Here is a 26,363-nt window from a genome sequence, read left to right as displayed (position 1 = left end):
AAGCAACGTTTCAAGAAAGTGATGACTTTAGAGAAAAGTCGAAGCAACGTTACAAGATAGAAGCGAAAAATAGTGAATTAAAACATAGGCACGGGTTGGATGTAGCGGCATCCTCGGGTCTAATCGGCATGGAGATACAAGCAGCCATTGCAATATTTGCAGTAAATTTGAAGCGAATATTGAAATTGAATGATTAAAATCCAACAAATAAAGATGTAAGAGATAAGAAAAAAGACGGCTCAAGCCCATTGAAAAATGGAAATGAGTCGTCTTTTTGTGTAGAGAATTTAGGGATCCTGAAAAACAGTGAGTTCTTCAGTGGCATCCCCACGAGTTTGCTGGTTTCTTGCACTTCAAAACTTATTTGTCACCTAACAGTTGCTGTTGGATGACAAATAAGTTTTGAAGTAGACAATAAAGTTTAGAAGTAACAAACAAAGTCTTGAAGTGACAAATTAAGTTTTGAAGTAAAGTAGGCGTTCACTCTATTGGGTGAACGCTTATTATATTTTCTTGTATTGAGGAAGTCCTTAGTCGTATGGAAGCAAATCAGTCAACCCGTAGTGATTAAACTAACGTTGACACACATAGCTGATTGACAGTTTTCATGAGGAGTATAAAAATGTTGTTGACACGACACCAAATGGTGACCTATAATAAAAGTGTCACTAAATGGTGTCCATTTAGAAGTAAACCATTTGGAAAATTTGGAAACTGAATAAGATTCACTTGAAACTATTATGAGGAGGAAACAAATGAGTACGATTATCGGTGCGGAAACAACCACGAAAGTAGAAGCCCAGCCCCGAGGAAAAATGATTGCTTATTGGACAGTCACATTGCTGCTCGCTGCAGCTGTTATGTTAAGTGGTATCGGGCAACTGATGCAATTGGGGGGAAACACCGAGTTAGTGACGAATCTTGGTTACCCATTATACGTATTGACTATTCTTGGGATTTGGAAAGTGCTTGGAGCCATCGCTGTCGTCGTGCCGGGTTTTCCTCGGCTTAAAGAATGGGTTCACGCTGGTATCTTCTTTTTAATGACGGGTGCAGCTTTATCACATATGTTTGCTAACGATTATGGTGATTACGGGTTTTATATTATCCTCCCGCTTTCATACGCTGCACTAAATATCGCCTCGTGGGCGCTGCGCCCGAAAAGCCGCATGCTTTAAGGAGGTGGCAAAATTAACGGCCGTCCATTCATACCGCAATAGATTTCTACTACCGAAAATAATATTTGGGAGAGAGTGCTGTGAGCGAGAACAACCGGTTGCGGGATGTGTTTGACGCGATTGCAGATCCAACTAGGCGCCGACTGATTCGTCTGTTAGCAGAGGCAGAGGAGTTACCGCTTCATGAATTAACGGCACAGTTTCAAATGGGCCGCACAGCGGTATCCAAGCATCTGACAATCCTTAAAGAGGCCGGACTGGTACTTGACCGAAAAGTTGGCAGAGAAACGCGATTTAGGCTAAACGCCTCCCCACTCAAAGAAATTCAAGATTGGGTGGCTTTCTACAGCAAGTTCTGGAGTGCGAATATGTTGCGCTTAAAACAACTATTAGAGGAGGAAGAAGAATGAGTTTAACATTAACTATGGATTTTCAGTTTACGACATCGATCGAGAAGCTTTGGTCCGCATTAACCGATTCAAGTAAGCTTGCCAAGTGGGTGGCAAACATTCACACCGGTCAAGCGATGGAGAATGATTTTAAGCCCGTCGTAGGACACCGTTTTCAGTTTCGAACTCAGCCGACCGAATATTGGAATGGGATTATTGAAGGCGAAGTGCTTATCGTGGAGGAACCAAATCGGTTGTCCTATACTTGGGCCAGCGGAGAGAAGCACACGGTCACCTGGACGCTGCAGGATTTAGGGGATGGAAAGGTTAACCTTCATCTCGAACAAACTGGAATCTCAAACGAACCAGCACTGGGTGGAGCGAAGTATGGCTGGAGTAAATGGTGTGGCGGTCTTGAGAAGTTGTTGGAACAGTAACCGCATTCGCTACAAAAACATCACCTACTATTTTTCATAAGGCGTTAACGTATAAGAAAATAGCAAACGGCTCTGAACTTAGCCATAATAATATTCATCGCGTTTCGCAACAAACTGATACGGATCGTCACCTTTGTAGTCATTCAGAGTTATGCGTGACAAAATAACTTTTTATGAAATGTGGATTCCTGTTGTTAGGAAATAAAGAGATAAGAGGAGAGATGAAAATGTCCTATATCGTCGATTTCAAGAATGTGTCTACGGTTGGTTTAGAGTCTTCACCTGTAGCAGAAGCGCTTGCTGGTTTACGTGCTAATGAAGCCCGTTACTTTATGAGCAAATACAAGCATGAATTTACGGTTGTACCAGTAAGCGAAAGTCAGGAGACCCTAGATTATGTGAACCGAATTTTGAAAGAAGAACGTGATATTGAGTTTTCGACCAACCCTATAGAAACGTCGCGTTTTCAAGTGGAAAATATCAAAATGGCCTACGTTTTTTATGTGGATGGTCTTGAGGTCAACGTCATGTATACAGTTGATGACCCTAAGAAGCGGGCCGTTGGTTTTAAGCTTTCTGAGGGGATGGAGGTACCAAAGGAGTTAGAAGGGAAGTTTAAGTTTGCTAGGCAGAAGTCTAAACTAGCTGGAACAATTCGGGGCTCGTTTTTTGTAATTAAAGGAGAATATTAAACTAAAAAAGAGCACCCGATTCAACATAAAAAAAAACGGGTTTTGGTGGGAATTTAGGTTTTAAAACATACGTTATTTCAGATGCCATAGCTGCGTTTGGTTTAAAAGGCCAAAATGGTAACTATTACGACGCCGAGACTATACATAATACTTCTCTAGCTACATTAAATGATGAGTTCGCTACCATACTTTCAACAGAATAGCTAATAAATAATTATTTTAATTAAGTTTATTTAACTAACGAAGACGAGAGCAGAATAACAACAGGCTGCCGGTTAACCGGCAGCTTATTGAAGAAACGGGCAGATTACTTAAATTAAAAAAGCAGGAAAAAATTCATGTTTATCGAAATACCCATATGTTGAAAACCAAAAAATGGGGGTATATTTATGGGGTATGATTTAAATATTACGAGAGCTAAGTATACATTCGAGGCTAAAGAAAACCCTATAACATTGGATGAGTGGAAAAACTATATTTCCGTTGACCCAATTAATAAGTAGAAGGTAGCCGGCGATTGGCTGCCTTCTCACCTAACAGGTAGTTTCATGCAACAAAATTTTGTATATATCTGGAGGTGGGAATCAAGTGGCGACACTTCATTTAATAGTTGGCCTCCCTTGTAGCGGTAAGACTACTCTGGCTCGTCAGCTTGAAACGAAATACTCTGCACTTCGCCTTACTCCCGATGAATGGCACATACGATTATTTGGGCATGATTTCGGGGATAACATGACGGAATCTGACGAAGCAAAGCATGGTTCTAGACATGATTCAGTGGAATCCCTAATGTGGGACGTGGCAGCTAAAGTTTTAGTTCTTGGTGTTGATGTTATTCTCGATTTTGGATGCTGGGTTCGAAGTCAACGAGACGAGTTTCGTTCCCGAGCCAATAACCTAGGGGCTAAATTTAAAATTCATTTTGTTGATGTGCCTGAAGAAGTGTTGTTTGAACGTCTTAAAGCTAGAAATGCGATCCATCCAGAGGGAACTTTTTTCATACCTAAAGATAAACTTAAAGAATGGATACAAATTTTCGAGCCACCTTCACCAGAGGAACTTGGATCCTCCGACGATTAAACTAACGGATACAATAGTTCAATATCAGAAGGGCTGCCGCCTTGCAGCCCTTTGCTACGCTAACGGGCAGCATAGTTCAATTGATAGAAGGAAAATATTTTCTTTAGAATGGGGAATATTACCTTCAAGTGGAGGTTGAATTATTGTTGAAAACACTAGATCGCATGTTATTCCTTGTGGCAGCATTTAGTCTCCTTTTTGCTCAAACAGTTGGGGCATCAGATGGAGCAGAAGTGTTGGATATTAAAAAAGGTGAGATAATCCTCACAATAAAAAACTCTAATTCGTTGCAGAACCAGGTTAAAGAATGGTTGTCTTCTACGAATGGTACCGTAGGTTCCTTAAAAATCGAACCAAGCGAGGGCATAGCCATTAAGATCCCTCTTATGCCACCTTACAAAGTTAATAACAATTGGATTACTGGAACAGTTACAGAAGTAGTGATGTTTATTAGTCCGTCCAAAACTTATTTCCCAACTCTACTAGTATTTACGAAAGAAGAAGGTCTTGTTGCTGTTCATGTTAAAAACCACAGTTTAAAGACTTTTTTAAAGAAAAATAAATTATTCAATCCAGAATTAAATCTAGCCGAACCTTCATTACGCTAACGGATAATCTTAGATTCATAAAACATGCAAACAAAGCAGGCGCTGCGGCGACCTGCTTTGTTCATTGAGGTAACGGGCAGTTATCTTCCATGGTACTTGATTGATAGATAAGACTGTAACGCGATTAATATTTTTACATTTCAAGCATTTACAAGGCCGAATGTAATTGGTAAAATGCTCCTAATAAATGAAAAGCGATGATGAGGGCAGTAAGTAAAGAAATCTTTCCCAGAGAACTCCGGTAGCTGAAAAGGAGTAAAGCATTCTTTACGGAAAAAAGCCTCTGAGCAGCACACCGGATCCGGAAAAAGTGATGGTGTGACAGGAGCTCCTGTTATAGAGCTAGAGTATACACATTCCATAGGAATGCCGTACTCGAAAAGGCATATAGGGTGACCTATCTGTAAACCTGGGTGGTACCACGAGGAATTTCAATCTCGTCCCTGAGACTTAGTGTCTTGGGGGTGGGATTTTTTGTTTTGATCTGAATCATGAAGTGATTTCAGGAGGGGCTGCCATGGAAAACTTAGAAAATGTAAAGAAATTCTATGATGAGACAGTTAATTACGAGTGGCGAAGACTGGATCGGCACAAAGTAGAGTTTGAACTTAGCAAACGCTACATTCAACGATATATAAAACCAAATGACCGCGTTTTGGACCTCGGTGGTGGACCTGGAAGGTATGCGTTATTCCTATCACAACTTGGTTGTCAAGTGACCTTGGCGGATCTATCTCAAAACAATGTAGATTTTGCTTTGAATAAATCCCATGAGCTCGGACTCCCTTTGAACGCACTTCGCGCAGATTGCCGAAACTTATCAGAGATCGAAAATGGTAAGTACGACCATGTGTTGTGTATGGGGCCGATGTATCATTTGCAAGAGGAACATGATAGGGTCATTACTATTAATGAATGCTTGAAAAAATTAAAACCCAATGGAAAGATTTTCGTAGCCTTTGTTTCTTCTTATTCCTTCGTGTGGGATTACCTAATCGGGAACCCCAGTTTGATCTTAGATGAGGAGAAGAGGTTACAGTTAAATACCATAGTAAACGATGTGAATTTTTCAGGCTACGGGTTCTCAGATAATTTCTTTATCCGTCCTAAAGATGTTCTTCCTTTTTTCCAACAATTTGATCTGGAAAAACTCCATTTACTTAATTGTGAAAGCTTTTTATATCTGCGCGAGCCAGAACTGCTTACTCAATCGACTGAAGTGGTAGCAGCCTGGCTAGACTTAGCTGAGCAAGTATGTGAGCGGGAGGATTTGTTGAGTTTAGCGGAACATCTTATGTATATTGGAAAGAAACTCTCATGAAACAGAAATGATAACTAGAACAGGTTCTCGAGATCTTAAAAAAGAGCAAATTAAAGTAGACCCAGGAAAAACACTTTTTAAAAAAAGGCTGAGCCTCTGATTGATGCTTATGGAGTTGGGTAGTAGTTTAGCATCTTTCTTCGAAAAACAAAGGTAAGGCTGGTGCAACCAGTCAAAAAGGATTAATCTCCCATAAGTGCTACCCATATTGGGTGCGACAGTCTGTGATGCACCGTGATGGTTGGAGTCAGACTAACGGTTGGGCTCTAATGGCACCATAGTTTATAGACCTTCTTCTCCCAGCCATAGTAGAAGTATTGACAGACTTTACCCATTTTCATCCTCTGTGGTGCAGCGCTGATCTTGCGCTGCATGTATGGCTAACGCAGAACGATAGCTCCATAAACATAACTTAAGCGGCTGTCGATAACTCTATCGGCAGTCTGTTGCGTTAACGGGCAGGAATGTGTAATCATGGTAGTGTCGCACTTATACTCTGGCCGCCTCGGGCCGATTGGGTCGCGGCAGTTGGTCGGTTATCCCGTTTGTCGGGGTTCACAGCTACGCCGAACCAACTTCATTAAAAATGCTTAAAGGTAAGTAGGCCGAAACAATCCAGTTAGGCGAATCGACGATCTCGCTGATCTTAAGATCCACAACTACGGAACACAGGTGATAGGACTCCTCCCGCGTCAAATTGTAGGTTCGCACAAGATGATCGATCATATATCTGATTGACTGCTTTGCAGCCTCCATTAGGTCAGGTTCGATACCAGTCGTAGCAAAATAGCCTTTGGTGTCAGCTTTTGTAAGTGGACTAGGCGTAATAAATTGAGGTGCAGGGATCGTATGGCCCTTGCGGAGCTGAAATCGCAGCGTGACCTGCATAGGTGCCTCGATGCCGGTGATGCAGACCTCGCCATCACCTTGAGCAGCGTGGCAGTCTCCGGCTGAGAAAAGGGCACCCTTCACAAATACGGGAAGGAAGACGGTGGAGCCTGCCACTAGATGGCGTATGTCCATGTTTCCTCCTGAAATTCGGGGCGGGGTTGTGTCGTGCGGACCAGGTTCGGCAGGCGCGACACCCATACAGCCGCAGAACGGTTCCAAAGGAATGCGAATACCTGGCTTGAAATCGGAAAAATCTTCCTTCCGGTCCCATAGGGTGATATAATCCGTGAACTCGCCTGGCAAAAGACCACCAACCGGAACACAACGGGTCCATCCCCAACCCTTGTGTTGAAACCTTAGAATTTCCACGGCGATACTGTCTCCCGGTTCTGCACCCTCAATGAAAATGGGGCCTGTTAATGGATGCCCTTTCGTTTCTCGCGGACCGAGCATTTCTTCGATGGGACGATCCGGTCGGATATGGCCGTCGGATGCTTCCAGGCAATCCATAGTAACCATGTCGCCCGGCTTGATCGTTAACCTCGGTTTGAGCGAGTTATCCCAAGTGTGGTGAACTAAAGAATCATCGAGAAAATGGGCAGTCATATATAGCCACCTTGTATTGTTTTTAAATTTATTATTCTATACATTTTTAAGTATACCTCAGTTTTATGACTGTTGAAGAAATTATATTACATCCTGCCATTAACAAAGAGGATATGAGACCTTTTTCTTCTGTTGAAGGTGGTTATATTTTATGCTTTTGCAAATACAGATGCAGTCGACTTGTCGGTTGAAGAATGCAGCACCAAAGGTATTGAGATAGTCATTGAACACTGAAGTGAATTAACAATTAAAGATGCTTATTGATATCGTATCGTCTTCGGTGGCGGAGTAAGTAAAAAGTTGGATTATTATTATATGTAGGGGAAAGGTCTGTAAATTTTACAAACGAGAACAAGCTGCCGAGACGAATGAACTTACCCCCGTCAAGTAGACAACACTAAAGAAGCAGCCTTTAAGTAACCTTAGTTCGGTAATCAACCGGACTAGGGTTGTTTAGTTTTTTCTGAAAACGCTCGTTGTTATAAAATTCGATGTAATGATGGATAGCCTCAATTGTTCAACTATCGGGCAGAATAGTTCAACAAGAATGCCAGCATGCCTGCATTGGAAAATATCACAGAACGAGAACCGTTAAGAAGATGGTTCTCGTTCTGTGTTTGTGCAAGCTTATTTTCGCACATTCGTCAAAGGTTGAATATGAAGCTCATATGTAACGTTAAATTTCATGTTCGCCCAGAGAGTAGACCACTCATCCTCGCTCATGGGCTTCGAAAAAGGACCTAGTGTAAGAGTACCTATTTCCAGAGGGTCCACTTCCGACTTTTGCATTTTGTTTAGCAGCTCTGTTGTTTGTTTTTTGAAAAGCGATTTTATCTGTTGATGAATAACCGCTAATTGATCAAGGTTGTCTATATCTCCCTTTCCACGGTACTCTTCAATTCGACCTTTGAGCTCGACGTTGAGAGATAATGTTGAGTAGTCGAGATTTAATTTCATCTTTGTCTCGGAAGTGACATTCCCCATCGTTATTGATAACTCTGGGATGGTAAGGACTTTAAGGTGATGATTATGATCAATCAGTTGGAATATTTGTTCATTTCTCTTATTGATGTTCGTTTGCAGTTTATCGTTTTTGAAGAAGGCAGTTCCTTCGTAGATAAAATGTTCTTTATCGACCTTGAAAATAGGTGCGACTGGATCGGAGTATGGTGAATAGTACCTTTTCATAAATTGATGTAGATTTACAATAGTCATATCTCCTTGTTTCTTACTTTCATAGTGTTTAAGCAAACGATAAAGAAAATAGCCGGGAATGTCTTGTGTTTTTATTTGATTTTTAATGAAATCATCAAAGCTTCCATTGACGATGACGATATAAAGGCGTTGAGAAATATCAGGGTCCGTAAATAAAGTGTTCATAAGTGATGTAATGCCTTTTTTCGCCAGTTCTTGTTCAATAAATACCATACGAAGTTGTCCTGTTTTTACTTCCCGATAATAGCTTAAATTAAAATCCTTTCCTCCCTCCTTCAATAGATCGACTTCTTGGGTAAGCATTTTTTTTGGTTCAGAATATATGGGTGGTACCAGTGTGCTTATTCTTAGCTTCCCTTCTGCACCCTCAGTAATCGACCACCAAATCACAGGGGAGATTTCTTCGATCTGATTGTTATCTACAAATGGGGAGCATCCAATCATCCATAGCATACTGCTCATTATGACGAGGAACATCGTATGTTTAAACAGCCTCAATGCTAGATAATCCCCTTTCGTTTGCAAGCAATCAGAAGGAAGGTTGGGATGAACAAGTAGGTAAATGCCCGTAACCAAATCTGTAGGTTCATCAAAGGGTTCTGTTCAGATTCATCAAACCACTTGTCTAGAATAATCATACTTATTAAAATCATGATCCAACAGGTTATAAAACCAATTCGATTGCTCTGTTCGTTTAATCTTCCTGAAACTATTCGAATAGCCCCGTAGAACCATAAGAAATAAATGGAAATGGCCCACACATAATAAAACATTTGCATGCAAATTAAAATGATATCAATTCGCTCAAAAACAGGAGTTTGCAGATAACGAATAAGGTCCGTTACCGGAAATCTGCTTTTGTTCAAGTATTGGGAACTAAAAAATAATAAGGAAACAACAAACATAATCAAATACTCAAAGACAGACGCGGTATTAGCAAATGTCAAATATTTCAACATCTTTTGTTTTTGGTTTAACCACGGCCCAATAAAGACCAAGTACTCCGGTCCCGAAAACGCTTGCCAAATGAATAATAGATTCTTCCAGGAGACTGTCGACCAGTCTGCGGGGATCAAGGGATATAAATCGTGAAGTGACGCCATCGATGGGAAGAAGAAAGGAATAAAACATAAAATCATCCAAGCGGAACCAAAAAAGGCAATAACGACAAATCGTATCGCATTCGTCATTCCTCGAGAGGCCGCGTACAAACAAATCCCAAAGAGAAATAAAATCAACCACAAAGGATTCATGGAAGGGAAGATGACATGATTAATCACTTCCACAGTCCCCAGTGTAGTTACATATATTTTAGCAAAAATGAAAAACAGACCAACGAAGGCCAATACACGAACCGTCCGCTTTCCAAATAGCTGAACGAATCCTTGATATCCTTTGGTGGAAATGTCTGATGAAAACCATTTTGCAATCAAGATCATATTCAATTGTGATAAAATCCCCACGGCAATTAATGCCCAAATCATATAGGGATAAACCAATTTGGAAGGAGTGACTAAGACGAAATATAGCATTTGACTTCGGTTGACCATGAAAAAGACATAGATCCCGCCAAACGTGGCAGTTCTCTCATATAAGGAAGATGCCTTCACATTATTTTCTCCTTTGACTGGTTCGCCATTTCTGTAGGGTATGTAAATATTCAGGACGTTCCTTCATCCAATGGAAAGGACCCCGAATGAAAAGATCTAACCAATCCCTCCAGTAAAGAGGAGCTAAGGGGGCTAAATAAGGTTGTTTCAAAGATGTGATACTATTCAAATGGACAAGAATAACAATTATCCCGAATACTATCCCTAACATTCCGATATAGTTGGCAAGGAAAAGGAAAGCGAATTGAAGCAGTGTGTTTGATTTGGTCACGAGATAATTAGGAACTAGAAACGAAGCGATAGCCGTAACACCTACTAAAACAATTAATATTTTGCTTGCAAAACCGGCTTCAACGGAAGCTTGTCCTACGACAATGCCACCGATCACGCCTAGTACTTGACCCGACTTTGTGGGCATCCTAAGACTTGCTTCTTTGATGATCTCCAGGGTAAGCAGCATTAAAAATGCTTCCCAAAATGGCGTAAACGGCAATTTGGTTCTAGATTCTAATAATACAAAAAGAACTTGCATGGGGAGCATCTGATAATGATGCGTGGCTAACGCAACATAGATCGGGACTAATATTAACGATAGTACATAGCTTACATATCGCAGCAGCCGCAAAAAACTGGCAACCAGCCAGCGATTAATGTAATCCTCTGGAGATTGAAATAGATGAAAAAATGTGATGGGAGCCGTTAACGCAAATGGTGTATTGGCTACTAAAAAAGTAATTTTTCCCATCGATAAAGTGAAAGCGCATAGATCCGGGCGGTCGCTTTGTTGAAATTGCGGGAATATACTATGATAATGATCTTCCATGAATGCCGCAACATGGGACGAATCCATAAAAACATCAAAATCAATGGTAGATAGTCTACTTCTTGCAATGGAAATAAATTCGGGATTGGTCACCCCTTCCATATACATCATGACAACCTCTGTTTTACTTACAGAACCGACAGAAAACCTTTCTGATTTTAAAGATGTCGATGGAAGCCGTCTGCGAATCATTGTCACATTTTGATCGATTTGCTCACTGAAGCTGTCCTTGGGTCCAAACATAATGGTTTCGGTATCCGATGTTTCGATGGCGCGAGTCAATGGATTTGGAAGAAGTGCTGCCCACCAATGATTCTTCATAGGTTCATAGAGAAGGATGGATCCCGTTAATAGTTTCTGCTGACCTTCCTCCATCGTGACAATTCTGGATACCTTAGCTGTGGCTATGCATTCATTTATTTCTTCAAGATCACAGTGGAGCAGCGGTTCGATAACGGATTCATTTAAGCGTTCTTGGTCAATTAATGTTCTTATGTAGAGAAACATCACCATTTGATCATTATTGGTCCTGCGTTCGATGATTTCTGCATCGTCCATGTTGGCCAAAATTTGTCTAAATGAATCTATCGTTAGGACGGTATTCTGAGGTTCAGGTTTCTCAAAATGGTGTCCAATCTTAAGCTTCTTCCAAAACATAAACACCATCCTTACAAAGTCGGTAGTAAAAATTGAAAATATTGGTTATGCCTTTATAATTTAACCATGACTGGATTATTTATACTCTTAGGGTTCGTATGTATGAGAACTGTTTCATGAGGTGCATGCGGATACATCAGTATTAAGTCTACAGGGTTTAACAAGTCATAGGATAAACTTTCTAAAAATATACACGAAAAAGCAGAGCTGCTTGTAGGGATTAACAACTTATACAAAAAATAATGCTTGAAGCTAAAGGGTTTTCTTGGAGGGTTAGAGAAAGATAGGGCAACCAGAGGTAATAGAAGTGTTGGGATTATTTGAAAATGCCGAGTAGTTAAACTAACGAGTAACGATAGCTCAATAAACATGAAGAAACGGCAACCTGCATATGAACCGCATTTACTCCTCCTGCTTCCCCAATTAGGAAACAACTATGCCTATTGGACGCCCTATAAAGATAAAAACCGCCTCAAGGCGGTGAAGAGTACTTACATCAGTTCGCTCGACGATGGTTATGTTTAGCTTTAATGATGCGGTAACAGAGCTTGATAGAATTCGGCACGGAAAATACTTTTTCTAAAAGATATGAGAACGCTGAACGGTTTCCTCGTTTCGTGTTGCATTCAATGCAAGAAGCGAGTAAGTTTTGGGGAAGATCTGAGCCTCCTTTGCTTGAAGGCACAATATGATCTACAGTCGTTGCGGGACGTCCACACCACAAACAAGTGTAATGATCCCGTTTTAATGCAGCTTTTCGATAGTCTCGAAATAAAAATGGGTTGTAAAGTAATTGGATTGTCTGCTCGTCGATCCAGACTGCACGGGCTCGATTAACTTCCCTCCAAGCCCGGTGAAGTAAACATGGGGTTAGTTTTTGGCCATCCACATTGAGTACTCGTATCATAGTCAATCGCCTCCTAAGGCTAAAGTTAGTATAACCACAGACAATTTGTTTATTTGATACGTGGTTATGTCTGTTGGAGACGAGAGGAGTATCGGATATGCTAAATACCTTAGCAGCTCGATAACAAGAAGCCTCGCTGGGAAAGCTCCCGCGGGGCTTTTTTTGTTAGGCTCTGTTAAAACTCGATGTTGTTTTTATCATTAAGCAAACGGGCAGTTTAACGGAATTGTTTATCTCATAAAAGGTAAAATATTCTATCCGACGAATACATTTTATAAAGCATATTGTAAAGTTCACGACCAATCAGATAAGAAAGCAGGGTGGTTACTTGTCCTTCATTGAATTCGTTGTTGAAGACACCTTTAAGATTACTGGTAGAGGCTATGTTCTTTGTGGAGTAATAAATGAACCATCAGCAAAAATAAAAATTGGTGATACACTTAGAAATAAGATAAATAAGACTCAAGAGATTAAAATTAAAAGCATTGAAATGATAAATTATGGGATTAACTTTAAGGATAGACGTCAAGATATTATTGGCTTATTTGTAGACATAACTGATGAAGAAGCTTCCGAAATAAAAGGTAAAACGTTTATAAAGATGTCTCAATAACAATTAACAGTAACCTCAGAAAGTCGGTTACTTCATAAACTTCACGGAAAACGATAGTATAAGAAAGGGACATATGGAGTTGGTGTTGGTGTTGATAAACAACCAGGGGATTTATACTATACAAGGGATAAAAAAATGAATAAAAATTTAATAATACTTTAGGGAATCGTTTCTTCAGATTTTATAAGTACCTATAAAACAGAACTTGTTTTCAAGCAACTCGAAAGATTTAAGGACAGAATCGACCAAGAATGGGATAAGGTTATCCATCATTTTTTCAAATTGGATGAAGAAGTAGAAAACTTAATTTATGCTTTTGTCTCATTTGTGGAGCAGGATATTGTTATTGGTCAAGAATTTAACCGCTATCTGTATAGAAATAATCCCAAAGAGATACAAGAAATTGAATGCAGAATCTGTTCAATTATAAACCCTTGTATATTTACCCGTGGATAAGATTGGACGAGGACATAAAGCGATATGTGTATTTCAATTTAACTGCATAACTAAAAGAGGATTTCAACTTCCTGTGATTGATGGGTTTCATATGAATAAAGATGGGAACGAAGTAATTCTATTCAATGAATAGCTATTTTCGTGAGGGCAAAAGCGTCTGTAGTAGGTGATTCAACAAAAGGAGAACGTGAGTGGAGGAGCAATGCAACACAGCAGCTCCTCTTTGTCATTAAACTAAATGGCAGTTTAACGCAACTAACGCCATTTCTGATATGCTTACAATGAAGTATTTTTGAATTGTAATTGGGGGAGAAAAGAATGCAGTTAATGCCCAAATATGCTGAAAACATTATAGTGCTTGTACAATACAAGTCATCATTTAGATGGTTTGTTACGGATAAGGAACTATGGTTCTTAGATTTGCGAAAACTGATTACTTCTTATCTTGAAAAAGGATTAAAAATAAATAATCCTGATGATTTTTCTGACAGATTTGATATTGCAATTGTGAATGAGGATAATGCAGATGTCTTCCTTCATAATATTCGTGATTTTGAAGTTACAAATGATGAGTTGAAGAAGATATTGGCTGAAGGAAGATTTAACCATATCTCTGATATGTTGCCTTCTCTTTACGTGGATTTTGATGCAAAGAAATTAACATCGTATTATCCTGAACCTGCATCATATGAGTTTTATATTCCTAATAATTGGGAAGGTAAATATGACAAATTGTTAGGGGATGTTCCTAAAGAGTATCGTTATTGGGTTATTCAAGGTAAAAATTTATTTTCACCTCGAGTGAGCTAACGAAGAACTATAGCGCGGGAGCTGCATCGAAGCAGCTCTTTTTTTGATTCATTGAAGTAACGGGCAGTTTAATTGCATGGTAAAATAAACTTTGACTTTAGGAAATATTGCTGGGGGTTACAATGGACCGATGTTCTATAAATCAAATGTTTTTACAATTGCCAACCTTAAGTGAGTGGAACCTATTGCTTTCAGGCCAAATAAACCAATTAGATGGCTATCAGGTTCATCAGAAGCAATATCTTGAAATGGCATTAGGATACGCATTTAATCAAGGTAAAGCTTTCAGCGACAAAGTAATGCCTGTTTTAGAGCTGCGAAAATGGGGACTGTGGACTCCATCCTTGTTTTATTGGCCAAACGGTAAGCCAATACTTGAACCCGAGAGCAAAAGAATTGACGATACTTTTATCCAAGTATATTTTCGCAAATTCCATTGCTTTGACTGTGAATTAGACATAGATGCTTATGCGATCGAAAATGATGCTTATTTAGGAAAAGGTTATCTAGAACTGAACACTGTTCTCAAGTTAAATAACTTACCTAAAGATAGCTGCCCACGATGTAAGGGGAATTTGCGTAGCCCTGGTATAGTGGAAGTTGTTCAAGTTTACGATACAGCGTATTGAATGAATTCATCCATTACGCTAACGGATAACGATAGCTGAATGTTTTAGTGGTGTTCTTCGACCTATGTATACATTGGTTTAACTTGGGCAATAATATCCTTTATTGCGTTAAAATAGAAATTAGAGATAAACCTGTTTACCGGATAATGTTCGTAAATAAAAAAATATATCCATAATGGAATTGAAGATTGAATGAAGTATTGCCTGCAATATGTTTAATTTCTCCTTTCGGATAAGACGCAAGAATGAAGAAGCTGTGATCAATGATCCAGCTTCTTTTTTGTTATGTTTGATCGATGAAGTTAAAGTTGCGCTAAACCAAAGGGCAGGATTTTTTCATAATGGAGAATTGTAGCTGGGGAATAATACCTTCATAAGAAGGTGGTGATCAGTCTTGAAGAATCTTTTCCGTTTGTTGATAGTTATCGGGACAATTATTCTCTCTACTCCTCAACCTGTTTGGGCAACTGAGGGTGCTGAAGTTTTCGATATTAGAAAAGGTGATATTGTATTTACAATCCCCAATTCAACCTTATTGCAAAACCAGGTAAAAGAGTGGTTATCATCTGCAAGTGGTATTGCGGGTTCGTTTAGAATTGAGCCGAGCGATGGCATAGCGATAAAGATCCCGCTTTCACCCCCTTACAAGATTCGAAATAAATGGATAAGTGGAACAGTCACAGAAGTGATTCTTTTTATCGGGAAGTTAGATACCTACAACCCAACCCTGCTGGTCTATACAAAGGGAAATCATCTTGTGGAAGTCCGTATAAAAAGCAACAATTTGATAACCTTTCTTAAAGAAAACAATCTGTACAGTTCAGACTTAAATTTAGGTGCCCCTCCGCTGAACGGAGAACAATAGCTAAATAAATACCCTAGGACGAGGCTGCCAGCATGGGCAGCCTCGTTAAGCTATTGGGCAGGGTAGTTTCAAGATAGTGTAGAACTTTAATTAGAATAGACAAAGGAGGATAATAAATTGAATCAAGAGATAATAATTAATCTGCCAATAGAAGCAGTTGAAGTTCCCAATTTAAGAGAACTGGTTGGTTGGGGCGGCAGACATTCAGATTATCCAATATTATTCGACCGTTGTAATTTTTGGGCTGGTCTCAGAGATGAGGAAAATAAACTTATAGCATTCGGCTATGTTGCAGGGATGGGGTTGCAACACGGGTACATGGAAGACATAATTGTACACCCGGAATTTCAGAAAAAAGGAATTGGCGAAGCCGTAGTTAGGAAATTACTGCAAGAGGCTGAACGTGTCGGGATAGAGATTGTAACATTGACATACGATTCAAAACATACATTCTTTTATACAAGGAGTGGATTTACTCCCTGTTCTGGGGGATTATGGAGGAGGAAAGATTAAACTAACAAAGAACTATAGTCAGGGAACCTGCTTCGCGGCAACTCCTCATTTTGTTTATTGATTAACTGGCATAATAAAGCAATTACCATCTCTTACTAACTCCATTGTCAGGAGTGACTTGTTGCTATATTTCCAAAAAAAAGAACCCGGTCAAGTACAAGTAAACCGGGTTTGTTGATGCTTTGATAGTATTTGACCTGGTACGTAACAGCTTTATTTTGATTTCTTTTGTTCTCCAGTTTTACCTGATGACGTGGCATGCTTTGGGTTGTTAGTGTCTTTAGTTTTGCTCATGTTTATTGTTCACCTCCTGTCTTATTCCATAAAAGTATTTCTCCAAACCGCAATCCTTATTAGAAAAATGGTTGTATTTCGGAATACGGGTTTTTGTATCCCCCATGCTGATTGAAAAAAACGGGGCAGCTGCTCGCTCACCTAACTGGCAGGTTAATGCAACGATCTAAGAAAGGGATATCGATGCATAGGGCAGTTGCGGACGATCAAGTGATGAATGATAATTGTGGCACGTAATGACTTAATTGCAATACAGATATACCCAACGCACTTGGGACAGAAATTTATTAAGTACCGATGAATTGAATATTTTATCATGAGAGGAGATCCATTAAATTATGAAACTTGTAGATAGCGTGTATTGTAGAACAGAAGATTTTGCTAATCAGATGTTTCAATTTTATCTGGACAATGGTTATTCTGTTTTACAATCAACAGTTGAAATTGAAACTGGAACACATGGTAAGCATGTTGTTAAGAAATTAGATATTCTATCCAGATAAAAGGATTCATTTATCGACATAAGAAATAAAAGCACAAAAAAGCCTGTAAAAAAATCGTTACAGGCTACATCAAAATTTATTATTGAAATTGAATATCAATTGGTTTATGCGTATCTTTTATTACTTTTGGCATTCTGACTTCAAGTACACCATTTTTATAAGTTGCGGTTGTTCCTTCAGCATTAACCAATGAAGGTAACGTTATTGAGCGCTGAAATTTACCTGAAAAACGTTCTTTTCTGTGCATTTGATCTTCTCTTAAGTCAGTAATATTTTTAATAATACCATGGATAGTGAGAAGGTTATCATCAATATGGATATGAACATCTTCTTTACTTTCAAGACCAGGGATATCGTAATGTACCACAACTTCCTTTTCATTTTCGAAGACATCAACGCGGCTATTAAATTCAGAAAGGAATCCAAAACCAGTTTTAGCATCATTAAGAATTTTGTCTAAACCAGTTTTCCAACTATCTAATTGGCGAAAAGGGTCAAAGGGAGATAAATTCATGAATAGTCCTCCTTGTAATTTTTTTTACTGTAGATATGATTTACCAAATAAAAGGGTTTTATGTAGTCATTAAAAGAAATATTCATGTGGAGGCAATTATCTTAAATGTAAAATCCGTGTCAGAGCAAACACTATTGACAAACCATCTACTACGTGTTACTTTATAGCTGTAGTAAGTAACACTTCATACCAGTCATACAGAATAGCAAGGGGTGATTGTGCTGGAAAACCTAACGGAAATGCTCAAAGGCGTGCTTGAGGGCTGCGTCCTTGAAATTATAAGCCGCAAAGAAACCTACGGCTACGAAATCACGCGGCGGCTGAACGCTCTCGGCTTCACAGACGTTGTGGAGGGAACGGTGTACACCATCCTGATCCGGCTTGAAAAAAACAAGTTGGTGGAGATCACCAAGAAGCCCTCCGACATGGGACCGCCGCGAAAGTTTTTCGCGATCAACGACGCGGGGCGCGAGGAACTGCGGAAGTTCTGGGAAAAATGGGAATTTGTCGCGTCGAAAATCAACCAATTAAAGGAGGAGCAGTAACAATGCTTGATTCTATTATAAAATTGATAATAGGCGACTTGGAAGAAAAACGGGCCTATAAACGGATGATGAAGAGGGTTGACGGCCTGCCGAAAGATTTTCGGTTTGCGTTTCGCAAAATTCAACATTATATGTTTAGCGTTGGCCCCCCTGGCGGTGACATGACGATATTTACGGACATGACGATGTTTACGGACTTAGTGGATTTATTTGAAGCAAGCGCGGCAGAGGGCAAGCAGGTTCTTGACGTCATAGGCAGTGACGTCGACAAGTTTTGTGATGAGTTTATGCGCGCGTCGGTTACCAATACTGAAACACTGCGAGAAAAACTAAACAAAGAGGTTATGGAAAAATTTAATAAGGAGGAGCGATAACGATGCTGGAACTTATCAAAAAAATGATCGGGGACAAAAAAGAGTATAGAGAGCAAATGGCAAGGGCAGAAGCGCTGCCTGAAGACTATCGGTTCGTATTTGAAAAAATTCAGGGATACATGTGGAGTTTCGCGGGAGGAGACGGCTCTGACATGTTGAAAACTCAGCACGAATTGATAGAGTTGTTTGAAGCCAGCGCGGTGGATGGCAAGCACGTTCTCGACGTGACAGGCGAAGATGTTGTCGGGTTCTGCGACGAGTTTTTGCGCGACACGAAAAAGTGGACCGATAACTTTCGCAAAAAAATAAACCGCGACATGATGAACAAATTCGGAAGGGGGAACGATTCTAAATGAAAGACATCGCAATTCAAGTAAAGGATTTAAAAAAATCCTTCAAGACCACGGAAGTCCTAAAGGGAGTGGATTTCGAGGCGCGGCGCGGCGATATTTTTGCCCTGCTCGGCTCCAACGGCGCGGGCAAGACGACGATTGTTAAAATCCTCACCACGCTGCTTAAACATGACGGAGGCACCGCCGTCGTAAACGGATTTGACGTCGCGTCAAAGCCCGACTATGTACGACAGTCGATTAGCCTGACAGGGCAGTTTGCTGCCGTGGACGAGATATTGACCGGACGGGAAAATCTTATCATGATTGCAAAACTGCGGCACCTAAAAAATCCGCGTCAGGTCGCGGATGATTTACTGAATCGCTTCGGCTTGACCGACGCCGCCGACCGCAGGGTGTCCACCTATTCGGGCGGTATGCGCCGCAGGCTCGACATTGCCATGAGCCTGATCGGAAAACCGCAGCTCATTTTCCTCGACGAGCCGACTACAGGGCTTGACCCCGAGGCACGCATTGAGGCTTGGAAGATTGTCAAGGAGCTTGCCGACGGTGGCACAACGGTGTTCCTGACCACTCAGTATTTGGATGAGGCTGAACAACTTGCCGATAGAATTGCTATTTTGCATAAGGGCAGGATTATTGCCAATGGCACGCTTGAGGAACTGAAAAAGCTGTTCCCGCCCGCAAAGACGGAGTACGTGGAAAAACAACCTTCATTGGAGGAGATATTCCTCGCAATCATCGGTAAAAAGGAGGGAAAGTAACAATGAATGAACATTTTTTCAGCGACATGAGCGTGATGCTTGGACGTTCCATGCGCCATATTTTGCGAAGCATGGACACCATCTTCACGGTTTGCATCACTCCGATTGCAATGATGCTGCTGTTCGTCTATGTGTTTGGCGGCGCAATCCAAACCGGTACGGATAACTATGTGAACTACCTGTTGCCCGGTATCCTGCTGATTGCGATTGCAAGCGGCATATCCTATACGGCTTACCGCCTGTTTTTGGATAAGCAACGGGGCATAATTGAGCGGTTCCACTCCATGCCGATTGCGCGTTCCTCCGTGCTGTGGGGGCACGTGCTGACCTCGGTGGTATCCAACGTCATTTCTGTTGTCGTAATCATTCTCGTAGCGCTCATTATGGGCTTTCACTCGTCGGCGGGGGTACTGTCTTGGCTTGCCGTAGCCGGCATACTCGTGCTGTTTACGCTGGCTTTGACTTGGGTCGCGGCGATTGCCGGACTGTCCGCGACATCGGTGGAAGGTGCAAGCGTGTTTTCCTATCCGCTTATCTTCCTGCCGTTTATCAGTTCGGCCTTTGTGCCGACCGAAACGATGCCGTCAGTCGTACGCGCCTTTGCCGAAAACCAGCCGGTGACCTCTATCGTAGAAACCATCCGTGCACTATTGTCAAGTCAACCTTTAGGCAATGGTATCTGGGTCGCTCTTGGGTGGTGCTTAGGGATACAGATCGTCGCATATCTATTTGCGGTGCGCGCATATAAACGGAAAGCAGCTTAATGTTTGCAGGCCGTCGCAGCGAAGTGATGTTCTATTACTCCTTTTATGTCAAAGTAATGGGGAATAAAGATAACCAGGGAGCAGACTGCCACGGGTGGCATGTTCCCTTTTTTATTGAAGTGGGCGTCAAATCGTGGATGCCTTTAAGCTAACGGATAACGATAGCAGAATGACAGCAGGCTGCCGGCATCGGCAGCCTGTTCATTTCCCTTATTTAATAGAGGCTTCATATATCTCCTGAATGGATTTGGACAACATCACGTTGAATTCGTCGTCCGTTTGCCCTGCGGTAAGTCCCTCCGACAATGCACGCGAGAAACTGGCGATCAAACCATGATTACGTGCCAGCTTTTCATTGGCTTCCGCTTGCGTGTAGCCGCCTGACAAAGCCACGACCCGTAAAACATGCGGATCTTCCATCAAATCGCTGTAGAAATTGTCTTCGGTCGGTATGGAGAGTTTAAGCATGACTTTTACGTCTTTGCCAAGGGTAGATAAATGCTCGAAAATCTCATCTTTTAATCGTTTTTCCGATGATGCCTTATCCGCGCTGTGGATATCAACTTCCGGTTCGATAATCGGAACCAGCCCCATCTCAATGATTTGATTACCGATGGCAAACTGATGCTCAACCAATTTTCTTATTCCGACCGGATTAGCTTCCATAATAACCGAGCGCATTTTTGTCCCAAAAATGTTTCGATCAACCGCCCGCTTCAGAAGATCGTCTAGACCGGAAATGGGCTTCATGAGCTGAACGCCGTCTCCAAGATCGGCAAGCCCTTTATCGACTTTTAGAAAAGGAACGATGCCTTTCTTTTCCCAAAGATAATCAGCGGTTAATTGCCCGTCAATGGATCGATCCATCGTGTTCTCAAATAAGATCGCACCCAAAATGAACTGGGAATCAAACGCGGGGCTCTTGATAACACGAGTTCTCATCTCATGTATCAATGCATACATCTCTTCATCATTGGAATAGCTGTTTTCCTTAATGCCATACTGCAAGAGAGCCTTAGGTGTACTTCCCCCGCTTTGGTCCAAGGCCGCTATAAACCCCTTTCCAGTATGGATTCGGTCCAATTGCTTTGTATTCATCGGATTTTCTCCTTCCTTTTCATGATTGAATAGTATCTTGAATCTTATTCATTATAACACTTCTACATCAGGAATAAGGAACTTCATTAGCTAACGGAGACTATAGCTAAACAAACATAAAAGGCTGCCGCGTGCAGCCTTTTGTGCTAACGGGCAGTAGAGTTTCAATTTCTGAATTATGGAAAAAATATATGAACGGAATATTACAACTAACTCGGAGGTGGAGGTTTGAGCTTACGGCTGATTGGTGCCATTATTTGCTGGTTTATCGCTTTCGTATTTCTCACATTAGGCATAATAGTTGTTAAAAGTGAAAAACGCAAACAAGATACTATTGCCGAAGAATTAAAATTACGTGATATTGAAGGTGTTGCCGATTCATTTTTTGTATGGATAATTTTTTTTGTTGTTAATTCAATTGGTGAGTTATTAAGAGCATTACCTTGGTGGTTAGTTAAAGTTATTTATATCATACTCGGTATCGGGTTTGTGTTTTTAGGTATTAAATGTATGGGCTGGATGGATTAACTACAGGAAAACTATTGAGCGAAAGCAACAAAGGACAGCCGAACGATTTCGTAGCCCTGTTACGCAAACGGGGAACGATATAAAATAAGTGGTTTTGGGGATTCTGAACCCCCAGTGGAAATATATACAATTATATTCGAAAGTGGTTCAAATAAAATTACGTTTTATTTCAAGAAAGGTATGACAAGAATTATGGTTGATAAAATTTATTATGATAAGTCAAAACATCCCTGGGTCCCTGATAAGTCATTTTTGAAGTACTTTCCATGAGTTTTCTCAACCGAATAGTAAAGGTTATAGGATCGTAGTAGATTAAGCTAACAAAGAACTATAGTTGAACGGAACTAGAATTAGAGGAGCAAAATTAGTTGTTAAATAAGAAAAAGATAATTATAGGAATTTTATTTGCGGTAATCACCCCATTACTATTTCAATTTTTCTTTACATCACCCACGGAAGTTAAGAACCCTGATGGGTCTATGAGTGTTATTTCACGCCGTGATTCGAATTGACATCATCCAAGAAGCTAAATGATTACGAGCCTGATGCAATCATAAAGCAAATAGCATTGGATTTGATTGAAACTGAAGTGGATATAAAATATCGAAAAAAGTATGCAACTGCTAAAGGGAAACTATAGTTTAATAGAAGTGTACAACAAAGTTTTGAAGTAATTAGGCGTTCACAATACTGGGTGAACGTAGGGGGATTGGTAATGTGATGGCGCCCTGGCGAACATAGGACACCTTTAATTAGCCAAGCTCAATTACCTAAATGTGGTATTATGGAACTAGAATCATTTATTCCTAAGGTTATCCTGACGTAAGGAAGCACCATTCGCTTTGATATACTAGACTATAATCGCCTCCTATATTGCCCCCGAACTACTTCCAGGCTATCAAGTATATTCAATTTGGTGGGATTAATCACTTCGTATTGAAGTAGTGAGGAAACGAGAGTACAATAATAAAACAGGCTGCTAGCACTGGTAACGGCAAACCAAAGCCTTAAACCTTGCAAGAAGCTGGGTTAAGCCCTTGGTTTTTGTGTGTTCCTAGGGCCTTTTGAACGGACTTCTCACTTTTTACCGCTATTAAATAGCTTATAATTATCAGATAATAGTAGATATATTAATCTATAAATAATTGTAATACACTATGATATGGTTATAATTGAGACAGATAAGGTGTGTGACTAGTTCGCGCCTTGGTTTGGTGTGACGCCTAAGCAGGAGCGCCTGCATCCTTTCTGCAAATTTTAGGGTATAGGGATGGTAAAAATGAGCAACAGAGAAACTAAAAAAGACGTCATCTTAATTGGTGCCGGAATCATGAGTGCGACTTTAGTGACACTTCTGAAAGAATTAGTACCGGAATGGGAAATTACAGTGTTTGAGAAGCTCGAAAATGCAGGAGAAGAAAGCTCTAACGAATGGAATAATGCAGGAACAGGGCATGCGGCACTGTGCGAGCTTAACTACACCGTCGAAAAACCAGACGGATCTATAGATATTAGCAAAGCTATCAAAATTAATGAACAGTTTCAGCTTTCAATGCAGTTTTGGTCTTATCTTGTAAATAGCAAGCTGATACGTAATCCTCAGGACTTTATCATGCCACTGCCTCATATGAGTATGGTACAAGGGGAACAAAATGTAACGTTTTTAAAGAAACGTTTTGAAGCGATGTCAAATAATCCTCTGTTTCAAGGGATGGAATTTTCCGATGACCCTAGAAAACTGATGGAATGGATTCCGCTTATTATACAAGATCGTCCATCGAATGAACCTATAGCGGCAACAAAATTCAACTCTGGAACTGATGTCAACTTTGGTGCTTTAACGCGCATTTTGTTTGACCATTTAAAGAGTAAAAACGTCGATATCAAATACAAACATAGCGTTGATAATATTAAACGTACTAGCGACGGATCGTGGGAATTGAAAGTACGAAACGACAGCGGTAACGTCGAACGCCATACTGCAAAATTCGTCTTTATCGGAGGCGGGGGAGGAAGCCTGCATTTACTGCAAAAATCCGGTATTCCTGAAGGAAAACATATTGGGGGATTCCCGGTAAGCGGAATATTTATGGTGTGTAATAATCCGGATGTTGTAGCGCAGCATCATGCAAAAGTATACGGCAAAGCTAAGGTTGGAGCTCCTCCAATGTCTGTTCCGCATCTTGACACAAGATTTATCGACAATAAAAAATCATTGCTATTTGGACCGTTTGCCGGCTTCTCACCAAAGTTTTTAAAAACCGGTTCGATGTTTGATTTGGTAACTTCCGTAAAACCGGATAATCTCGTAACTATGTTGTCGGCAGGTGCAAAAAACATGTCATTGACAAAATACCTGATCGAGCAAGTTATGTTATCGAAAGAAAAGCGCATGGAGGAGTTACGAGAGTTTATCCCGAACGCCAAAAGCGAGGATTGGGATTTAGTAGTAGCGGGCCAACGTGTGCAAGTTATCAAAGATACTGAAGCTGGCGGCAAAGGTACACTTCAATTTGGTACGGAAGTGATTAGTGCCGCTGATGGCTCGATTGCAGCATTACTAGGTGCTTCTCCAGGTGCTTCTACTGCTGTTCACGTTATGCTTGAGGTAATTAAAAAATGCTTCCCGCAACATATGAAAGAGTGGGAACCGAAAATTAAAGAAATGATCCCTTCTTATGGCGTGTCACTAATGGAAAATTCAGAGCTTCTGCACGAAATTCATACTTCAACAGCAAAGACGCTTGGTCTAAGCGAAAAAGAGCTAGTCTATAGTTAATTCTTTGAATAGGAGCTGGCCTAAGCATAAAAAGCGCGATGTCATTTTGCATCGTGCTTTTTAAATTTGTCCAGTACCATTCAGGAATAAATACGGTAACTTTGTTGGCATTCATAACCTGAAACCTTATGTCATTTTTGAATTTATTGAAGGCCAACACATTAGAGAACCAAATGAAAGGCAAAAAAAGCAATTAATTCAAAAGGTTGCTGAGTTGCATAACATTACTAAAAACTATTCACCTGTTCATAAAGAAGATCGATGGAATTATAGTATTGAACTTTGCCGCGAATTAGCTCAACAGGCATCAAAGCGTATAAACATATAAATTCAATAGAGAAATTAGCATGGTTAGAAAATGAATTACTCAAATTGGATCTTCCGAAAGCGTTACCAAAGGGAATTTGCCACTCGGACTTAAACTTTTCCAATGACCTTTAACCAACGTCGAAAAAGAACATTTGTTTGATGTATATAAATTGAGCATATTATTTGATTGTGTTTGGTATTTTGAAAGAGGAGATGCAGTAGATTTTTTTGAGAAAAGGAAGATTGACTTCCTTGGTCGTTTAGGAAGGGAGGTATTTTATGAAGAGTTATATAATGTGAGGCACTGACTCAAATCGTTAACGGACTTGGATCAGAACGTGGTAATGCTCTAATCGTCACTTGATTAAAATATTACCGTTCTTATTTTTGATATTGAATCTTCGATTTCGGAATTATCATGTTTAATTGCATATAGCAATCCTCCTAATTCACGCAGTCCTTGATGTTTTTTTACCCTGCGTTCAATGGTCGTATCTTCTGGAAATGAGTGTTTATATTCACTCAATATCAGATTATAAAAGTCCTCTCCCATATAAACTTGCGTTGCCAAATCTTTTGCGGGATCACCTATCGTCATATCACTAAAGTCGATAATTCCCGTTATTCTTGAACACAAATCATCCACCAAAATATTTTCATACCATAAATCCCCGTGGCATAATACAAAGCGATGAGAAAAAAACGTACTATCTTCCAAGGTTTCCTCCCACCATTTAGCCAATTTCTGTTGCTCTTTTACGGTTAAAACCTGGGTTAATAATTCTTTTGTATCTTTACGTAAAATCTGTATAAGGCTTTTGTTGTTTGATTCTTGCGGACAACTGCTATCTAACGTACTGATTGGTATTTGATGTAACTTAATAATAAATTCCGCTAGTTGTTTAGCAATAATCGTTAGATTTTTGGAGATGAGCAAATCCGGATTAAGTGGGGTTCCCTTCAATTTTTTATATCTCATGATTCCCGAAGGATTGATAGACGGATCAAACATATATGAAATAGGCAGCGGTATCTCAATATCTAGGAAAGTACGAATCTGAGGCAGCATCTGAAACTCTTTTGTGTATTGTTGTGCGGTTTCCATGGTTTTAGCAATCCTAAAGATAGATCCGTCGTTCTGTTCAATAACGATACTCCCAAATCCCTCACCTAAAATTTCGATATCATTCTTATCTATGTTTAATAGCAGTAATGCAGCATCGAGCAAACCCTTCATACAT

30 protein-coding genes, 1 pseudogene and 1 other annotated feature are annotated in these 26,363 nt (G+C 40.3%); of the genes and pseudogenes, 22 read left to right on the top strand and 9 right to left on the bottom strand.

All coding sequences use genetic code 11. From position 1 onward, the window contains the following. The 9 genes and pseudogenes from BLT91_RS21025 to BLT91_RS20985 all read left to right on the top strand — a co-directional run. Positions 1-197: transposase (locus BLT91_RS21025; protein WP_175532378.1), on the top strand; the 197-nt coding region annotated here is incomplete at its 5' end. A 558-nt stretch (positions 198-755) separates the two neighbouring features. Further along, positions 756-1,178, top strand: a complete 423-nt coding sequence (locus BLT91_RS21020; protein WP_090824542.1) for a DoxX family protein — start codon at positions 756-758, stop codon at positions 1,176-1,178. An 80-nt stretch (positions 1,179-1,258) separates the two neighbouring features. Continuing rightward, positions 1,259-1,588: an ArsR/SmtB family transcription factor gene (locus tag BLT91_RS21015; protein WP_090824541.1), complete on the top strand. Its 330-nt coding sequence runs from the start codon at positions 1,259-1,261 to the stop codon at positions 1,586-1,588. Further along, positions 1,585-2,004, top strand: a complete 420-nt coding sequence (locus tag BLT91_RS21010; protein ID WP_090824539.1) for an SRPBCC family protein — start codon at positions 1,585-1,587, stop codon at positions 2,002-2,004. The genes BLT91_RS21015 and BLT91_RS21010 overlap by 4 nt, the downstream gene beginning before the upstream one ends. A gap of 227 nt (positions 2,005-2,231) precedes the next feature. After that, the gene (locus BLT91_RS21005; protein WP_090824537.1) at positions 2,232-2,696 is read left to right on the top strand and encodes a phage tail protein; all 465 of its coding nucleotides are present in this window, start codon (positions 2,232-2,234) and stop codon (positions 2,694-2,696) included. 47 nt (positions 2,697-2,743) lie between these two features. Next, positions 2,744-2,899, top strand: a pseudogene (locus BLT91_RS33025) (cysteine hydrolase); the annotation flags it as partial. A gap of 385 nt (positions 2,900-3,284) precedes the next feature. Next, entirely contained in the window at positions 3,285-3,776 is a 492-nt protein-coding gene (locus tag BLT91_RS20995; protein WP_217635260.1) for a P-loop nucleotide/nucleoside kinase family protein, read from the top strand. A gap of 146 nt (positions 3,777-3,922) precedes the next feature. Next, positions 3,923-4,384, top strand: a complete 462-nt coding sequence (locus BLT91_RS20990) for a hypothetical protein (protein WP_141225047.1) — start codon at positions 3,923-3,925, stop codon at positions 4,382-4,384. 188 nt (positions 4,385-4,572) lie between these two features. Beyond that, positions 4,573-4,832, top strand: a binding site (T-box leader). Between the two features lie 69 nt (positions 4,833-4,901). Next, positions 4,902-5,705, top strand: coding sequence for a class I SAM-dependent methyltransferase (locus BLT91_RS20985; protein ID WP_090824533.1), 804 nt, complete (start codon positions 4,902-4,904; stop codon positions 5,703-5,705). Positions 5,706-6,266: 561 nt separating this feature from the next. On the opposite strand, the gene BLT91_RS20980 is transcribed toward BLT91_RS20985, so the two are convergent. The 6 genes from BLT91_RS20980 to BLT91_RS20955 all read right to left on the bottom strand — a co-directional run bounded on the left by BLT91_RS20980 (position 6,267) and on the right by BLT91_RS20955 (position 12,414). Then, positions 6,267-7,202, bottom strand: a complete 936-nt coding sequence (locus BLT91_RS20980) for an acetamidase/formamidase family protein (RefSeq protein WP_090824531.1) — start codon at positions 7,200-7,202, stop codon at positions 6,267-6,269. A gap of 412 nt (positions 7,203-7,614) precedes the next feature. Further along, complete coding sequence (locus BLT91_RS33965) at positions 7,615-7,707, bottom strand: IS3 family transposase (RefSeq protein WP_368086838.1); 93 nt, start codon at positions 7,705-7,707, stop codon at positions 7,615-7,617. A 122-nt stretch (positions 7,708-7,829) separates the two neighbouring features. Beyond that, entirely contained in the window at positions 7,830-8,915 is a 1,086-nt protein-coding gene (locus tag BLT91_RS20970) for a Ger(x)C family spore germination protein (protein ID WP_254777049.1), read from the bottom strand. 2 nt (positions 8,916-8,917) lie between these two features. Next, positions 8,918-10,027 (bottom strand): GerAB/ArcD/ProY family transporter, encoded by a 1,110-nt coding sequence (locus BLT91_RS20965; protein ID WP_090824529.1) that lies wholly within the window; start codon positions 10,025-10,027, stop codon positions 8,918-8,920. 1 nt (position 10,028) lies between these two features. Then, positions 10,029-11,507, bottom strand: coding sequence for a spore germination protein (locus BLT91_RS20960; protein WP_090824527.1), 1,479 nt, complete (start codon positions 11,505-11,507; stop codon positions 10,029-10,031). A gap of 496 nt (positions 11,508-12,003) precedes the next feature. Further along, the gene (locus tag BLT91_RS20955; RefSeq protein WP_036634585.1) at positions 12,004-12,414 is read right to left on the bottom strand and encodes an HNH endonuclease; all 411 of its coding nucleotides are present in this window, start codon (positions 12,412-12,414) and stop codon (positions 12,004-12,006) included. Between the two features lie 328 nt (positions 12,415-12,742). On the opposite strand from BLT91_RS20955, the gene BLT91_RS20950 reads away from it, so the two are divergent. The 6 genes from BLT91_RS20950 (at position 12,743) to BLT91_RS31805 (ending at position 17,097) form a co-directional block, all read left to right on the top strand. Then, positions 12,743-13,027 (top strand): hypothetical protein, encoded by a 285-nt coding sequence (locus BLT91_RS20950; protein WP_090824525.1) that lies wholly within the window; start codon positions 12,743-12,745, stop codon positions 13,025-13,027. 774 nt (positions 13,028-13,801) lie between these two features. Then, entirely contained in the window at positions 13,802-14,293 is a 492-nt protein-coding gene (locus BLT91_RS20945) for a hypothetical protein (RefSeq protein ID WP_090824523.1), read from the top strand. A gap of 146 nt (positions 14,294-14,439) precedes the next feature. After that, the gene (locus BLT91_RS20940) at positions 14,440-14,922 is read left to right on the top strand and encodes a hypothetical protein (protein ID WP_175532440.1); all 483 of its coding nucleotides are present in this window, start codon (positions 14,440-14,442) and stop codon (positions 14,920-14,922) included. 394 nt (positions 14,923-15,316) lie between these two features. Then, positions 15,317-15,787, top strand: a complete 471-nt coding sequence (locus BLT91_RS20935) for a hypothetical protein (RefSeq protein ID WP_090824519.1) — start codon at positions 15,317-15,319, stop codon at positions 15,785-15,787. Positions 15,788-15,904: 117 nt separating this feature from the next. Continuing rightward, the gene (locus tag BLT91_RS20930) at positions 15,905-16,300 is read left to right on the top strand and encodes a GNAT family N-acetyltransferase (RefSeq protein ID WP_090824517.1); all 396 of its coding nucleotides are present in this window, start codon (positions 15,905-15,907) and stop codon (positions 16,298-16,300) included. Positions 16,301-16,932: 632 nt separating this feature from the next. Next, positions 16,933-17,097 carry a hypothetical protein gene (locus tag BLT91_RS31805; protein WP_175532439.1) on the top strand — a complete coding sequence of 55 codons (165 nt, stop codon included), beginning with the start codon at positions 16,933-16,935 and terminating at the stop codon, positions 17,095-17,097. 79 nt (positions 17,098-17,176) lie between these two features. Here BLT91_RS31805 and BLT91_RS20925 read toward each other — a convergent pair whose 3' ends face one another. Further along, positions 17,177-17,611: an Hsp20/alpha crystallin family protein gene (locus BLT91_RS20925; protein ID WP_090824515.1), complete on the bottom strand. Its 435-nt coding sequence runs from the start codon at positions 17,609-17,611 to the stop codon at positions 17,177-17,179. A 239-nt stretch (positions 17,612-17,850) separates the two neighbouring features. Here BLT91_RS20925 and BLT91_RS20920 point away from each other — a divergent pair, with 239 nt between their 5' ends. The 5 genes from BLT91_RS20920 to BLT91_RS20900 are packed head-to-tail and all read left to right on the top strand — an operon-like array spanning position 17,851 to position 20,408. Then, on the top strand, positions 17,851-18,156 hold the full coding sequence (locus BLT91_RS20920) for a PadR family transcriptional regulator (RefSeq protein ID WP_302847528.1): 306 nt from the start codon (positions 17,851-17,853) through the stop codon (positions 18,154-18,156). Between the two features lie 2 nt (positions 18,157-18,158). Continuing rightward, the gene (locus BLT91_RS20915) at positions 18,159-18,530 is read left to right on the top strand and encodes a DUF1048 domain-containing protein (protein ID WP_090824510.1); all 372 of its coding nucleotides are present in this window, start codon (positions 18,159-18,161) and stop codon (positions 18,528-18,530) included. A 2-nt stretch (positions 18,531-18,532) separates the two neighbouring features. Further along, the gene (locus BLT91_RS20910; RefSeq protein WP_090824508.1) at positions 18,533-18,886 is read left to right on the top strand and encodes a DUF1048 domain-containing protein; all 354 of its coding nucleotides are present in this window, start codon (positions 18,533-18,535) and stop codon (positions 18,884-18,886) included. Next, the gene (locus BLT91_RS20905) at positions 18,883-19,644 is read left to right on the top strand and encodes an ABC transporter ATP-binding protein (RefSeq protein ID WP_090824505.1); all 762 of its coding nucleotides are present in this window, start codon (positions 18,883-18,885) and stop codon (positions 19,642-19,644) included. The genes BLT91_RS20910 and BLT91_RS20905 overlap by 4 nt, the downstream gene beginning before the upstream one ends. 2 nt (positions 19,645-19,646) lie before the next feature. After that, complete coding sequence (locus BLT91_RS20900) at positions 19,647-20,408, top strand: ABC transporter permease (protein ID WP_090824503.1); 762 nt, start codon at positions 19,647-19,649, stop codon at positions 20,406-20,408. Between the two features lie 210 nt (positions 20,409-20,618). On the opposite strand, the gene BLT91_RS20895 is transcribed toward BLT91_RS20900, so the two are convergent. Then, positions 20,619-21,506 (bottom strand): fructose bisphosphate aldolase, encoded by an 888-nt coding sequence (locus BLT91_RS20895; protein WP_090824501.1) that lies wholly within the window; start codon positions 21,504-21,506, stop codon positions 20,619-20,621. A 228-nt stretch (positions 21,507-21,734) separates the two neighbouring features. Here BLT91_RS20895 and BLT91_RS20890 point away from each other — a divergent pair, with 228 nt between their 5' ends. Together BLT91_RS20890 and BLT91_RS20885 are read left to right on the top strand one after the other, a co-directional pair. Continuing rightward, entirely contained in the window at positions 21,735-22,034 is a 300-nt protein-coding gene (locus tag BLT91_RS20890; protein WP_090824500.1) for a hypothetical protein, read from the top strand. A 1,279-nt stretch (positions 22,035-23,313) separates the two neighbouring features. Continuing rightward, positions 23,314-24,813 (top strand): malate:quinone oxidoreductase, encoded by a 1,500-nt coding sequence (locus BLT91_RS20885; RefSeq protein WP_090824498.1) that lies wholly within the window; start codon positions 23,314-23,316, stop codon positions 24,811-24,813. 673 nt (positions 24,814-25,486) lie between these two features. Here BLT91_RS20885 and BLT91_RS20880 read toward each other — a convergent pair. Then, positions 25,487-26,359 carry a phosphotransferase family protein gene (locus BLT91_RS20880; RefSeq protein WP_090824496.1) on the bottom strand — a complete coding sequence of 291 codons (873 nt, stop codon included), beginning with the start codon at positions 26,357-26,359 and terminating at the stop codon, positions 25,487-25,489. Between the last annotated feature and the right edge of the window lie 4 nt (positions 26,360-26,363).

Source organism: Paenibacillus sp. yr247 (assembly GCF_900103825.1).
Lineage (GTDB): Bacteria > Bacillota > Bacilli > Paenibacillales > NBRC-103111 > Paenibacillus_E.
This window is presented reverse-complemented; position numbering and strand designations above follow the sequence as displayed.

Coding starts and splice junctions, on each gene's coding strand:
- BLT91_RS21020 (WP_090824542.1), top strand. CDS start 756: ATGAGTACGATTATCGGTGCGGAAACAACCACGAAAGTAGAAGCCCAG.
- BLT91_RS21010 (WP_090824539.1), top strand. CDS start 1,585: ATGAGTTTAACATTAACTATGGATTTTCAGTTTACGACATCGATCGAG.
- BLT91_RS21005 (WP_090824537.1), top strand. CDS start 2,232: ATGTCCTATATCGTCGATTTCAAGAATGTGTCTACGGTTGGTTTAGAG.
- BLT91_RS20985 (WP_090824533.1), top strand. CDS start 4,902: ATGGAAAACTTAGAAAATGTAAAGAAATTCTATGATGAGACAGTTAAT.
- BLT91_RS20980 (WP_090824531.1), bottom strand. CDS start 7,202: ATGACTGCCCATTTTCTCGATGATTCTTTAGTTCACCACACTTGGGAT.
- BLT91_RS20960 (WP_090824527.1), bottom strand. CDS start 11,507: ATGTTTTGGAAGAAGCTTAAGATTGGACACCATTTTGAGAAACCTGAA.
- BLT91_RS20955 (WP_036634585.1), bottom strand. CDS start 12,414: ATGATACGAGTACTCAATGTGGATGGCCAAAAACTAACCCCATGTTTA.
- BLT91_RS20945 (WP_090824523.1), top strand. CDS start 13,802: ATGCAGTTAATGCCCAAATATGCTGAAAACATTATAGTGCTTGTACAA.
- BLT91_RS20940 (WP_175532440.1), top strand. CDS start 14,440: ATGTTTTTACAATTGCCAACCTTAAGTGAGTGGAACCTATTGCTTTCA.
- BLT91_RS31805 (WP_175532439.1), top strand. CDS start 16,933: ATGAAACTTGTAGATAGCGTGTATTGTAGAACAGAAGATTTTGCTAAT.
- BLT91_RS20925 (WP_090824515.1), bottom strand. CDS start 17,611: ATGAATTTATCTCCCTTTGACCCTTTTCGCCAATTAGATAGTTGGAAA.
- BLT91_RS20920 (WP_302847528.1), top strand. CDS start 17,851: ATGCTCAAAGGCGTGCTTGAGGGCTGCGTCCTTGAAATTATAAGCCGC.
- BLT91_RS20915 (WP_090824510.1), top strand. CDS start 18,159: ATGCTTGATTCTATTATAAAATTGATAATAGGCGACTTGGAAGAAAAA.
- BLT91_RS20910 (WP_090824508.1), top strand. CDS start 18,533: ATGCTGGAACTTATCAAAAAAATGATCGGGGACAAAAAAGAGTATAGA.
- BLT91_RS20905 (WP_090824505.1), top strand. CDS start 18,883: ATGAAAGACATCGCAATTCAAGTAAAGGATTTAAAAAAATCCTTCAAG.
- BLT91_RS20900 (WP_090824503.1), top strand. CDS start 19,647: ATGAATGAACATTTTTTCAGCGACATGAGCGTGATGCTTGGACGTTCC.
- BLT91_RS20895 (WP_090824501.1), bottom strand. CDS start 21,506: ATGAATACAAAGCAATTGGACCGAATCCATACTGGAAAGGGGTTTATA.
- BLT91_RS20885 (WP_090824498.1), top strand. CDS start 23,314: ATGAGCAACAGAGAAACTAAAAAAGACGTCATCTTAATTGGTGCCGGA.
- BLT91_RS20880 (WP_090824496.1), bottom strand. CDS start 26,359: ATGAAGGGTTTGCTCGATGCTGCATTACTGCTATTAAACATAGATAAG.